At 43.9% G+C, this 12,079-nt stretch carries 18 protein-coding genes and 2 tRNA genes; 4 read left to right on the plus strand and 16 right to left on the minus strand.

Annotated features, from left to right (window positions below):
- Together K941_RS17550 and K941_RS0111035 are read right to left on the minus strand one after the other, a co-directional pair.
- Window positions 1-218: IS1/IS1595 family N-terminal zinc-binding domain-containing protein (locus K941_RS17550; protein ID WP_029103026.1), on the minus strand; the 218-nt coding region annotated here is incomplete at its 3' end.
- A gap of 39 nt (window positions 219-257) precedes the next feature.
- Window positions 258-1,139: a hypothetical protein gene (locus K941_RS0111035; protein WP_029103667.1), complete on the minus strand. Its 882-nt coding sequence runs from the start codon at window positions 1,137-1,139 to the stop codon at window positions 258-260.
- A 123-nt stretch (window positions 1,140-1,262) separates the two neighbouring features.
- On the opposite strand from K941_RS0111035, the gene K941_RS0111040 reads away from it, so the two are divergent.
- Window positions 1,263-1,679, plus strand: a complete 417-nt coding sequence (locus K941_RS0111040; RefSeq protein ID WP_029103668.1) for a helix-turn-helix transcriptional regulator — start codon at window positions 1,263-1,265, stop codon at window positions 1,677-1,679.
- A 162-nt stretch (window positions 1,680-1,841) separates the two neighbouring features.
- On the plus strand, window positions 1,842-2,162 hold the full coding sequence (locus tag K941_RS15640; RefSeq protein WP_228130404.1) for a hypothetical protein: 321 nt from the start codon (window positions 1,842-1,844) through the stop codon (window positions 2,160-2,162).
- Between the two features lie 96 nt (window positions 2,163-2,258).
- On the opposite strand, the gene secB is transcribed toward K941_RS15640, so the two are convergent.
- The 11 genes from secB to K941_RS15650 form a co-directional block, all read right to left on the minus strand.
- Window positions 2,259-2,699 (minus strand): protein-export chaperone SecB, encoded by a 441-nt coding sequence (secB, locus tag K941_RS0111055; RefSeq protein ID WP_029103669.1) that lies wholly within the window; start codon window positions 2,697-2,699, stop codon window positions 2,259-2,261.
- 53 nt (window positions 2,700-2,752) lie between these two features.
- A complete protein-coding gene (gene grxC, locus K941_RS0111060) occupies window positions 2,753-3,013 on the minus strand; it encodes a glutaredoxin 3 (protein ID WP_029103670.1) in 261 nt (86 codons plus the stop codon).
- 94 nt (window positions 3,014-3,107) lie between these two features.
- Complete coding sequence (locus K941_RS0111065; protein WP_029103671.1) at window positions 3,108-3,533, minus strand: rhodanese-like domain-containing protein; 426 nt, start codon at window positions 3,531-3,533, stop codon at window positions 3,108-3,110.
- A gap of 66 nt (window positions 3,534-3,599) precedes the next feature.
- Window positions 3,600-4,646, minus strand: coding sequence for a ribosome small subunit-dependent GTPase A (gene rsgA, locus K941_RS0111070; protein WP_029103672.1), 1,047 nt, complete (start codon window positions 4,644-4,646; stop codon window positions 3,600-3,602).
- A 151-nt stretch (window positions 4,647-4,797) separates the two neighbouring features.
- Window positions 4,798-5,439 (minus strand): LysE/ArgO family amino acid transporter, encoded by a 642-nt coding sequence (locus K941_RS0111075; protein WP_029103673.1) that lies wholly within the window; start codon window positions 5,437-5,439, stop codon window positions 4,798-4,800.
- A 57-nt stretch (window positions 5,440-5,496) separates the two neighbouring features.
- Window positions 5,497-5,587, minus strand: a tRNA-Ser gene (locus K941_RS0111080).
- Window positions 5,588-5,675: 88 nt separating this feature from the next.
- Window positions 5,676-6,395: a YdcF family protein gene (locus K941_RS0111085; protein ID WP_036388235.1), complete on the minus strand. Its 720-nt coding sequence runs from the start codon at window positions 6,393-6,395 to the stop codon at window positions 5,676-5,678.
- Entirely contained in the window at window positions 6,395-7,444 is a 1,050-nt protein-coding gene (gene murB, locus K941_RS0111090; RefSeq protein WP_029103675.1) for a UDP-N-acetylmuramate dehydrogenase, read from the minus strand. The genes K941_RS0111085 and murB overlap by 1 nt, the downstream gene beginning before the upstream one ends.
- The gene (locus tag K941_RS0111095) at window positions 7,437-7,919 is read right to left on the minus strand and encodes a low molecular weight protein-tyrosine-phosphatase (RefSeq protein WP_029103676.1); all 483 of its coding nucleotides are present in this window, start codon (window positions 7,917-7,919) and stop codon (window positions 7,437-7,439) included. Before K941_RS0111095 ends, murB begins: the two co-directional genes overlap by 8 nt.
- A gap of 207 nt (window positions 7,920-8,126) precedes the next feature.
- Window positions 8,127-9,182, minus strand: a complete 1,056-nt coding sequence (locus tag K941_RS15645; protein WP_084137750.1) for a mechanosensitive ion channel family protein — start codon at window positions 9,180-9,182, stop codon at window positions 8,127-8,129.
- 33 nt (window positions 9,183-9,215) lie between these two features.
- Window positions 9,216-10,091 (minus strand): energy transducer TonB, encoded by an 876-nt coding sequence (locus tag K941_RS15650; protein ID WP_051226035.1) that lies wholly within the window; start codon window positions 10,089-10,091, stop codon window positions 9,216-9,218.
- A 162-nt stretch (window positions 10,092-10,253) separates the two neighbouring features.
- On the opposite strand from K941_RS15650, the gene K941_RS0111110 reads away from it, so the two are divergent.
- Window positions 10,254-10,344, plus strand: a tRNA-Ser gene (locus K941_RS0111110).
- A gap of 40 nt (window positions 10,345-10,384) precedes the next feature.
- Here the strand turns inward: K941_RS0111110 and K941_RS0111115 are convergent.
- The 3 genes from K941_RS0111115 to K941_RS17805 form a co-directional block, all read right to left on the minus strand.
- Window positions 10,385-10,693: a DUF3817 domain-containing protein gene (locus K941_RS0111115; protein ID WP_036388238.1), complete on the minus strand. Its 309-nt coding sequence runs from the start codon at window positions 10,691-10,693 to the stop codon at window positions 10,385-10,387.
- A 205-nt stretch (window positions 10,694-10,898) separates the two neighbouring features.
- Entirely contained in the window at window positions 10,899-11,273 is a 375-nt protein-coding gene (locus K941_RS15655) for an MliC family protein (protein WP_051226033.1), read from the minus strand.
- A gap of 99 nt (window positions 11,274-11,372) precedes the next feature.
- The gene (locus K941_RS17805; RefSeq protein ID WP_228130405.1) at window positions 11,373-11,795 is read right to left on the minus strand and encodes an OST-HTH/LOTUS domain-containing protein; all 423 of its coding nucleotides are present in this window, start codon (window positions 11,793-11,795) and stop codon (window positions 11,373-11,375) included.
- Between the two features lie 39 nt (window positions 11,796-11,834).
- Between K941_RS17805 and K941_RS0111130 the strand changes: the two genes are divergently transcribed.
- The coding region (locus K941_RS0111130) for an IS5 family transposase (RefSeq protein ID WP_029103679.1) at window positions 11,835-12,079 on the plus strand (245 nt) is incomplete at its 3' end.

Below are 12,079 nucleotides of genomic sequence, written 5' to 3' on the forward strand. Positions count from 1 at the left end.
ATACCTAATATACGACCAATTGAACGAAAGCCCAAACCTTCTAGATACATATTGATTGCCATTTGCTTGGTTTCTTCGCTTTTATGATGCGTTGGTTTATGTACTGAAAAGTAATGATTGCAACCTTTGCACTTATAGCGTTGTCTGCCATTGTTAAAACCTGCTTTGACAAAGTGTTTGTGCTTACATTTAGGACAACTATCAAATGTTTCGTTCATTGGTTTTTACTCTATGGCAAAGTATTGAGCTATTTTAACTTATGTATTTGTTTTTAACAATACCGAAAATAACGCATAAGTCGTTCGTCTCATTCGCCCAAAAGACCAAAAGGAGGATTTTTGTGATGTTGGGTTTCTATCGTAATCATTGGACTTTTTTTGAGTACGATGGCTACTGCTACCAGCATAATCATAATACTGATTTTGACTTTGGTTATTTTGAGTATTATCATAAATGCAATTTGTCAAAAAATTCACCACACCATCTCTTATTACCAAAGCTCGCTTTCTGATGTCTTTTTTATTTTGATTTTTTGTGATGGCAATCTTATCGTGTTCGTTAATCTCATCAACATCATCATATTTAAGTGATAACATCACCACCGATCTTTCATCAAAAACTTCTTGGCGAATGATATTGTTATCTTCGGACAAACTGATAAAATCCATTGCCCCTGCCAAGCCATCTTGTGGTCTTTGGCAAAATCTAGTATTAAAATTGTCTTTAATTTCTTCTATAAATAATTCATAGAGTTCATATTTATAAAATACTTCGTCATTAGGATTATTATCTAATCGCTCGCCAAGCATTTGGTCAATAATGGGTGTATATTTGATGGATTTTTCATTTAATCTTTGCTTAATCATCATTTTATTTTGTGGTGTATTTTGATGATTTAAAATACCAGTTATTATCCCTGCCCATTCATCAACCACTTTATCAATCAATACTCGTTTATGAGTATCCATACCATCACTTTGCATCAGATTGCCATAAGCAATCAAAAGCAGATAAGAGACTTCCTCTAATACACCAGAAGACCAGATGGATTGATGTTGGTAGTCAGAGATAATAAACTGATTGCCAATGATCTTTGTATGCCTTTTTAGCAGTGAGATAACTTGGAATATATCATTCATTTTAATGGAATTTAATTTGCCAAAAAATTTCCCTTATGTTACAATAATTTACTAAAAAGTTAAACCAACCCACACTCCACATCTGCCAACTGACAGTGGTCTTTTATTAAAAATAGGTTTTTTATGATTGATTTTGACACCATTCGTGAACTTCGAGAGCAACGCCAATGGACACAAGAACAAATGGCAGAAAAATTAGGGCTAACTCGTAACGGCTATGCTAAGATAGAAACAGGAAAAAGTTTGCCAAATTTACAAAGATTAGACGAAATTGCCAAAATTTTTGGCGTACAGTTGTTTGACTTATTAAAATTAGAGCAACAAAATGTCGTCTATCAAATTGGCGAAAATTATCACGGCAATAACAATTATTATAATAACAATGAAAAACTACAAACCGAAATTGACAAATTAAAACTAGAAATGGAAAAATTAAATTTAATCATCGCTCACAGGGATGAATTGTTAAAACAAAAAGAGGATTATATTCAGGTTTTAAAAAAACTTGTTAGTATTGGCGAGGAACTACCAGAGCTATAATTTTTTATTTTTAAAAATAAAAATACATGAAAAGTTATTATAAATATCTCAAAAATCCACCCTTTTGAAATTCTATAACCTTTACTTTGTGGCATGATGTGCTTAGAATATTGACATTGATTATTATCAATAACGTTTATTTTTCATTTTAAGGAATACATCATGTCTTGCACCATTCACGCCAATCACGACCACGTTCACGGCACAGGCTGTGGACACACCGCAATTCGTCATGGCGACCACGTGGACTATCTACATGACGGACATTTGCACCATGTGCATGGCGACCACGTGGACGAACACATTCTAGAAGTCAGCGAGCAAAACCCTGCCGAGTGCAACCAAGCTCACCACTGCACGGGCCACGTTCATGGCGAAGGCTGTGGACATGAAGCCGGCCACATGGCGACCACATTTGCTATATCGTGGACGGACGTTTGCACCATCAGCATGGCGACCACTGCGATGACCACGGTGCGGTAGAGATTGTTGCTTGATATTATCACGCACGAAAAAACCCAAAAGCATGAGACTTTTGGGTTTTTGTTTTATCAATCAAATGATAAAATAGCCTAGCGATTAGGCATTGCCTTCGGCTTGGGCTTGGCTTTGTAGGAACGCTTGGTCAAAATTGACAGGAGCAAGCAGAAGTTGTGGGAAGCTACCACGAGCGATGATGTCGCTGATGACCTCACGAGCATAAGGGAACAGCACGTTCGGGCAGTAGGCGTTCAATAGATGTGGCATGTCCGCCTCTGGGATATTGCGTAGCAAGAAAATACCTGCTTGTTGTACCTCAGCGATAAATGCGGTACTACCTGCATTTTTGGCGGTAACGCTCACGGTCAATACCACTTCTTTATGGTCTTCGTCTAGGTCAGAGCTGGTTGTGGTCAGACCGATGTCCAACTCAGGTTGCCACTCTTTGGTGAACACTTCGGCACTTGGAACTTCAAGTGAGATGTCTTTGACATAGATACGCTCTAAACCCAGTTGTGGGGCGGTTTGTTCGTCAGCCATGATAGCCTCCTTTGACTTAAAATTAAACTTACATTAAAACTAAATTAAACCATTTAGGCACTTAACATCTCGTCAAGTTTACCTTCTCTATCTAGTTTGTTTAGATTATCAAAACCGCCGATAAAGGTGTCGCCAATAAAAATCTTTGGCACAGTGCGGTAATGATTGGTCTTAACGGCAACTTCTTCAAGCTGTGTCTCGCTCATCTTGGTAACGTCAAACTCGGTGTACATCACGCTCTTGTGTTCTAGCAGTCGCTTGGCGTTAATGCAATAGGGGCAGGTTTGTTTGACATAAATGGTTACAGGTTTCATGTTATCTCTTTTTGGTAAATGTACAAATTCTTAAATGGGGGCGATTGGCATAACTTCAAGACCGCTCATCTTGGTATTAACACATCCTAACAGGTTATTTTTTGCCTTTTTTGTCTGTCACTCCGACCAGTGGCAAGCCTTGTGCTTGATAATTGGCAATGCCCCCCTCTAGTCGCATGGCATTGGGCTTGGCGACCAGTTGCACCGCCATGCCCGCCTGCATACCAATATCACAGATAAAGACAATGGGGGCAGTCATCGCTTGTAGCTCGGTCAGATGATTTTTTAGCTCGGTAAAAGGAATATTGCGAGAGCCTGCGATGTGCCCTGTGGCAAATTTATTGGCAGGGCGAATGTCAATCAATGTCGCATTGTCGTTATTCACCAGTAACCCCAACGCTTGGGGGGCGATTTTTTTACCGCTACGTTTATTTTCAATACTAAAAAACATGATGGCAAGGACAAAGAGTAGCCCGAATAAAAACGGGTGATTGCCCATAAACTCAAACCAACGCTCCATGACTGCTCCAAAATTTCAAAAGCTGATATTATACCTGTTATTTGTCATAAATGCACTTATTTTGGGCTATTTTATCACACTTGCCCCTTGCTTGGCTTCTGCGACCAGCTCATTAAAGCTCTCCACACGCCGAGACAGCACCGCCCCATCCGTCACCGCCTGCCAGAACGCACAGCCTTTGGCGTTGGGAGCATGGCTACAATCTCGAAATTGGCACGTCCCATGCAAGTCATTTAACTCATCAAATCCCTTTAAAATGTCATCTGCCGATAAATGCCAAATGCCATACTCACGAATGCCAGGGGTGTCAATAATCCCGCCTTGGGTCAAATCGCCCACGTCATAGGCGAGCAGACGACTGGTGGTCGTGGTGTGCTGACCTAACTGTGAGCCTACCGAGATGATGTTTGTGGACTGCTCGGCATGGGGCAGGATTTGGTTGATTAGGCTTGATTTACCCACCCCTGACTGCCCTGCAAAGATGGCAAGTCTGCCTGTGATGTGCGATATCAGAGTATCTAGCCCTGTCCTATTCATGCTCGAACTTTGGACAACATCAAAGCCGTATCGCTCTCCAAGTGCTTGATATTCTTGATAAATCTGCACCACATCGGGGTGTTCATCTAACAAATCTGCCTTATTTAGCACAAGCAGGGGCGTAACGCCTGCCAGCCGTGCCACGAGAATATAGCGGTCAATCAACCCTGTGGCAGGCTTTGGCAAGGGGGCAAAAATAATCGCCAAAATCGCCACGTTACTGGCAACAGGCTTGACCTTATGATAACGGTCTGGGCGAGTGATTAGGGTCGTGCGTGGCAGTAGCTGTTCAATGCGTCCTGTGCCTGCAACATCATCAATACTAAACTTGACCGTATCGCCTGTGGTCAGCATGGGCAAATTGGTGCGAACATGACACCGCCATATCTGCCCGAGTGCCAACGCCGTCTGTGGCATGATGTCGGGCAAGGCAGTGATTTGCACGTCTAACTGTTTACCAAAATGCGACACCACCACCCCTGTGGCAAAAGTGCCGTCATCGATGATGGTCTCTTGGTTTTTTTGGATCTGACGGGTTTGGTTTTTGGTGAGTTTGCGTTTACGGATAAGGGACATGATGATTTTTGGGAAAAATTTCATACATTTTAGCCCAAAACCGCCCAAAAATAAATGACTTTATCCTAAATGGCGTGATTGGGTTTGGTAGAGTGGATTGATTTAAATGGGAGATTTTATTCTAACACATCTTTAAATTATAATGATAATTTTAACCCGCCCATACCCCATAAGCATATTTTATCAGCCCCAGTGCAATCGCCCACATCACGACACCAATAAGCGTGTCCAGCACTCGCCATGTTTTGGGTTTGCTAAACAATGGGGTCAATAGCCTTGCCCCATAACCTAAGCCAAAAAACCACACCCCTGACGCTCCCACCGCCCCCAACAAGAACAAATGCTTTTGGTCAGCAGTCAAAGGGGATGCGATACTCCCGACCAGCACCAACGTATCTAGATAGACATGCGGATTTAGCAGGGTCAGTGCCAAGGTGATGCCCACGCTCTGCTTGATGCTCTTGCCACCGCCATCTTTATCACTTTTAGCCGATACCATCAGATTTGCCCCGCCCTGCCATGCTGATTTGAACGCACGCAAACCATACCAAAACAAAAACAGCACGCCAACCACAGCAAGGATAAGCAAGGCGGTCTTACTCTGCCCAATGAGCGTACCAAACCCCAACACGCCTGCACTCATCAGCACCGCATCGCACAAAAAGCAGGTCAGGCACACCCAAAAAATATGCCGTTTTAACAGTCCTTGTTTTAGAACGTGGGCGTTTTGAGCTCCGATAGCCACAATCAACCCAAATGACACCCAAAATCCATGAAAAATATACGTAAACATCATTCCTTTCCCAGTCAGCACAAAAAAACCGCCCCTAAGGACGGTTTTTTTAAATAATGGCGGAAGCTGAGAGATTCGAACTCTCGGTGGGCTACAAACCCACGCCGGTTTTCAAGACCGGTGCATTCAACCGCTCTGCCAAGCTTCCATGGGTGCGTATTATAGCTAAATTTTTAAATAATGCAAGCCTTTTTTGTAAATTTTTAAAAATATTTTTAAAATAATAGGCGTATGATTTAGAAAAATATTTTGGGTTCACGTCTGGGCGTGCTAATCTCTTCTAGGCTAATCTCATCCGCCGTACGGCAGTTGTCCTGCGGACGAAAAATATCCCGTGCCAACGCCACCATCTCATAAATCGTCCGCCGTGAATGTGTCCAGTTATTATCCCTGTCGCCCCATGTCAGCGGTACGGCGAGTGGTGCAGGTTGTGGGGTGGTAGCGATGCCTGCCCGTGCAAATTGTCGCCTTGCTCGTGCCATGTGATAGCGGTCGGTGATGAGATAGACGCTTTTGGGCAGCTCGTGATGGCTCATGAGTTTGGCGGTAAAGGTGGCGTTCTCGCAGGTGTTCATGCTGGCATTATCGCTCACGATGACCGCTTCGGGATGGGTGGTTTTTATGTGTTCTCGTAGCCACGGCGACTCAGCTCCGCTTGTGATGATGGTCAGGGGCGTTTGTGCATACAATGTAATGACGGTGTCAGCACGGCTTTGGCTATAATGATTTAGCACAATCACACCATCTTTTTTGGTAAGTCCGCCCCCCAGTAGCACGATGGCAGTCGGTGGGGTGTGGCTCGTGCCTAGGGTGATTTTGCTAAACACATCAAGGGCAAATACCCCGACGTTAGAAAAAATGGGCGTAAACACCGATAGGACGGTCAAACCACCGATTACCATCAGCACTTTTGTCGTCCGCCAAATCCACCGCCCCAAGCCCAGACCCAAGCTCATCAGTCCACCCACACAGGCTCACGCACCAAAGTTACGCCAAATTTGTCCTGTACTGTCCGCACGATAAATTCCTGAGCCGTGCGAATGTCGTCTTGCGTGGCGGTGTGTGGGGCGTGGTTGGTTAGCACAAGGGCTTGTTTGTCGTGCGTCAAAATCGGAGTAACCCCCTTGCCTTTTAACCCTGCCTTGTCAATGAGCCAGCCTGCTGGGATTTTGATAACATCGTCATTGATAGGATAGCTTGGCAAGTCAGCAAACTGCTCTTTTAGGGCGATAAACTCGCTCATGGGGATAATCGGATTTTGAAAAAATGAGCCACAATTTGCCAAAACAGCAGGATTTGGCAGTTTGCTGTTGCGAATGTCAATGACCGCATGAAATACATCAATGGGGTGGGGGGTGGCTCGTCCGTTTTTATTGGCAAACTCTTGTGCTAAACTTGCCAAATCGCCATAGTTGGTTAGGGTTTTTGGCTGTTTGTGAAGGGTAAATACGACATGGCTAATCAGATACCGCCGTGCATTGTCCTTAAAAAAACTGTGGCGATACTCAAACTGACAAGCGGTGTTGCCAAACTCGCATTTTTGACCGTCTGTCAAATCGTAAGCGATGACTTTGGTAATAAAATCAGAGACTTGCACGCCATAGGCTCCGATATTTTGTACAGGACACGCCCCCACAAGCCCAGGGATTAGGGCGAGATTTTCAAGCCCAAAATAGCCTTTATCTAGGCAAGTTTTGATAAAATTGTGCCAATTTTCTCCGCAAGCGACTTGCAAGGTTACACACTCATCATCTTCTTGCAAAATCTCAATGCCTTGTATTTTTGGCAATAAAACAAGGGCGTTTAGCACACTTGGCAAAATCACGTTACTGCCGTAGGATAGTACAAATAGCGGTAAATCGTGGCGTTTGGCAAAGGCTATGGCGGTCGTGATGTTATCGCCAAGCGTGTCAATATCGTCCAACATCATCGCATGGCGAGCGGTGCAGGACAGAGCCATGGTGTTGTTATGCGATAAGTCGTAATTATTTAGAATGTTAGCCATGATGATTTCCGTGCTGATTTGTACTTTGCCAAAGGTCTAGCCACGCACGGCTGACACGCTCAATATGCCCAAACATCGCCTGAAAGTCGCTCACATCGCCATAATATGGGTCGGCAACCTCTTGTTTGGTAAAGTCATCAAACAGCACAACTTGGGCGGTAGCATCGGACGGCATCACCTTTTTGATGCTGGCTAAGTTGTTGTTATCCATCGCAAAAATTATGTCAAACTCATAAAAATCCTGCTTGGATAACTGTCTTGCCCTAAGAGAAGTTAAGTCAAAATCAAGCGTACCACCAACGTCTATCGCTCGTGAGTCGGGGCGTTCGCCTGTATGGTAATTTGCCGTACCTGCCGAGTCAAAGCGGATAGTAAGCCCTTGATTTTTGGCAAGTTCTGTCATGACGGCTTCGGCAGATGGGCTACGGCAAATGTTGCCAAGACAAACAAAAAGAACAGAATTTGGGGTAGTCATGATGATAGTCATTATAATAGATGGTTGCTTAGATGAGCCGAGATAATCACTGGGCATGAGTGGTGCTACAGGTTATTTTATCGCAAATTGCAGATGACCCATAGAACACCTGCAATTTGTATTTATTCTGCTTTATGCCCATTGAATTATGGACTGGGTTTGTGTAATTGATGAATAAACTAAGATAAACATGGGCTGTTTTGTTGTTTACTTCATCTTTGCTTCATGGTTATCAATGCCTTTGGCAGCCATCAACATGTCATCAAGCCCATCAATTTGTAGTGTGCGGATGGGAAAAGGAATGTTAATGCCTGCTTCATCAAAGGCATATTTGATACGCTCTAACAGGTCGCATTGCACCGCCCACCAGTCATTATTATTTGTCCATACATACATGATAAGATTTACCGAACTGTCGGCAAGCTCGGTAACACGCACGATAGGCTCTGGGTCTTTTAGTACCAACTCATGCTCTTGTGCCATCTGCATCATGATGTGGCGTGCGGTCTTAATGTCACTGTCATAACCGATGCCAACAGGCACTTCTATACGGCGGTTAGGCAGGGATGAATAGTTGATACTTGCCGATGTCATGATGTCGCCATTGGGAATGATGACTTCATGGTTATTAGGCGTGCGTATGCGAGTATTTACCAGTGTAATCTCCTGCACCGTGCCTGTCTGCCCACCCACTTCTACATAATCACCACGACGAAACGGATGGAATACCACAATCAACACGCCTGCCGCTAGGTTGGATACTTGGTCTTTTAAGGACACACCAATGGCAACTGTCATGGCACCAAGTACTGCCACAAAAGACGTGGTACTGATGCCAAGCTGGTTTAAGGATGCCAAAATGACCGCTGCCAGCATGACCCCATAAAGTAAATTACCTAGAAAACTGACCGCCGTGCCGTCCACCGAGCTACGCACCATGGCACGTTTGGCAAGATTGACAATGTGTTTACCAATCCACTTGCCCACATAAAAAATGATGATGGCAAGCACCGCTTTGACGGCAAATTCGGCAGAGTTGGCGATAAGTGTGCGAGTATCCACCGTAATGCCCAGCAGCTCCAAAGTGTAGTCACTGGCAGTCTCTACGGTTCTGGTCGTACCTGTCACGACTTCTCGGGTGGTTTCCGCCACCACTTCGCCTGTTCTTGACGCTGTGGTTTCTAGGCGTTCGGCAGACTCTTCGGCACTGTTTTTTAGTTCACCAAGAATCGGTGACGGGGTTTGTTTGGTATCTTCAGTCATGGTCGGGTACATTAATTATTAATTAGTCATTGATTAATTGGTCACTTCAATCTTATCACTATATCGCCATGTGCGAATGATTCTAAGCTCGCTAAGCTCACCCATCTCTTCATCGAAATGCCCATAAGGAGCAGATTGGCGTACCGACTGCTTGGCGGCTTCATCCAAAATGGCAGAACCTGATGATTCAAGCAAGCGAATGGCTTTGACATAGCCATCAGGCGAGATAACCACCATCAGACGGACATCGCCCATGATGTTGTTGCGACGTGCTTCACTAGGATAATACTGGTTGGCGATACGCTCCACATGGCGACGAAAATTCTCCAAGTATCCTGCCGCCACCCCATGCGTGGTCGCATTGCTATTGACCGTATGAATGTTAGATTTGGATGCAAAGACCTGCTGTTTTTGGGACAGCTGAGCTTCTAGCGTGCGGATTTTTTTGCGGATACGTTCTTCTTGGGCTTCTAGGTTGTCTTGCTTTTTCTCGCTGTCATTGTTGTTTTGGCTATTAACATAACGCACAGACAGCGTGGTGCGAAGATAACTTTCTTGGTAGGCTTGCTGACGGCTTTGTTTTTGTAGGTTGATGATGTCTTGGGTCTCTTCCATGTCATCACTGGTGTCAGGACTAATCTCGGTCGTCTCTTGACGCAACTGCTGGCGTACCTCTCCGCCCCCCTCTTGACTGGCATTCGCCACAAAGCGTGCGTCTTCGTTTTTCTCTTTGTTGTCGCTTAGCACCGTTGCCACTTCCTGTGCCATCTCATCAGGTGACATGCCTGCACTAAACCCCACCCCAAAAATCACAAAGGCATGCACCGCCACTGCAATGACGGTCGCCATGGGAATGTCTAGGTTTTTGTCTGCTAAAACATCTCTTAGTGAATCAGGCAAGCTAGGCACAGGCTTTCTCTTAAATGAAAATGGCTTATATTTTACCTTATTTTGCCAAAACTGACAAATAAAAAGCGACAAACTGCCGATGGGTATTTTTGTAAGTTTATCACGAATAATCGATAAAAAAGATGACAAACTTCAAAAACTCTGCTATAATTCGCCCCCATTGGTGACGTGGCTGAGTGGTTGAAAGCGCACGCCTGGAAAGTGTGTATACGTTAATAGCGTATCGAGAGTTCGAATCTCTCCGTCACCGCCATATTTTAAGCCCTGATGTTTGTCAGGGCTTTTTTATTTTATCACTCATCCGCCATCAGCTCATCTTCTGCCAATTCAAGCTTGTGAATATACCGCTCAAACCAAAATGGAGCAAACGGCAAAATCGATGCCAAAAGTCCGATGACAAATACCTTCAAGGACCAGCCTTTGACCTGACACACCACAAGCAGTAGCACGATAAAAGCAACAAACATCACGCCATGAAACATGCCTGCATACGGCACCAAAAACGGCTTATCCATCATGTATTTTAAGGGCATGGCAACCCCCAAAAGTAGGATAAACGATATCCCTTCCAAAAAACTTACCAAACGTAATAACTTTGTCATCGTTTTTCCTATTTAAAAGATAGGTAGTAGTCTAAAAAGTATGCCAAACTAGTTTTTCGTTCGCCCTGAGCCTGCCTGCGGGTAGGAAAACCGTCAGGTTTCCCAAGCTCACCACGAACGGTTTTCTTTGTAACATACTTTTTGAACCAGAGCCAAAAATAAAACAAAACACCGAACGAGCGGTGTTTTGTGGGTAGGCTGTTGGTTATTCTGCGGTGCAGTTCACTTGGGCAAAGTTGCCATGTACGCCTTGGTAGCTAAATACCGCCATGTCGCCTTTTTGGTGCCATTCACCGCCGTGACCGAAGATGCCAGTATATGTCACATAACGCTCGCCTGATGCTGAAGGTGCGATATTTAGAGTGGTGGTCACGCCTTCTAAGGTTAGCTGGACTTGGCTGTCGTTAGGATGGTACAGAGATGGTGCGATGCCGTTATCGCACAAGAAAGCCTTGGTAAATGGTTGATATTCTGATACCATAACCGCTGATGCACTGGCAGTTTCATTAAGCGCTTTGGTGTTGTTACAGCCTGTCAATACAAGGGCAACAGCTGTTAGGGCAAATGCAAATTTTTTCATGGATAGCTCCTTAAAAGCATGGTTAAAAATAAAAAAATTGAGAATTATTTAACCATTGTACGAGAAAATTAGGGAAAATGCAAGGTAATATTGTTGCATTTATTTCTCTTTTATTGACAACAGTTTAATTCGTGTTTTATCTGCATCTAATTCAAAATATTTACTGTCGATGGCTTTGATAATTTCTTGAATATTTTGATAGCCAAAAATTCTAGGATTAAAATCTGGGTTTATTTTAGCAATCTCAATTGCCAACAGATTGATAGAAGTCCACTCATTTAAACCACGATAATCTATTATCACATCATGAACAATTTTTAGCACCTTGGCGAAACTGGGTTTTTTCCTTACAAATTTTTGTGAACCTTCTAGTTTTATCTCAAACAAATCTAATGCCTGCAATAATCCTGATAGTTTGGCACGCCTATAAGTTCTTGTATCAAAATCAGGCTTAATGGTTGCCAAGTGATTGCCTAGCGTAGATAAATTTGCCCAACCATCGTCATCTGCAACATCTTTAATAGACCTCCTGCAAAACCCATTCTATGCTAAAATACCCCAATGAACTATGAAGCCTCCACACACCTATCCGACACCAAATTCAAACGCTTAGTTGGCATTGAACGCAGGGTTTTTAATGAAATGCTTGCTTGTTTAGAGCAAGCACAAGCTGCTGTACATCAAAGAGGCGGTAGAAAACTTAAAATCAGCATGCCCAATTTGTTAATGGCAACCTTACAGTATTTTAAAGAATATCGCACCTATGAGCAGATAGCCGCTGACTTTGGCATCCATGAAAGCACACT

This window comes from Moraxella caprae DSM 19149 (assembly GCF_000426885.1).
GTDB classification, from domain to species: domain Bacteria; phylum Pseudomonadota; class Gammaproteobacteria; order Pseudomonadales; family Moraxellaceae; genus Moraxella; species Moraxella caprae.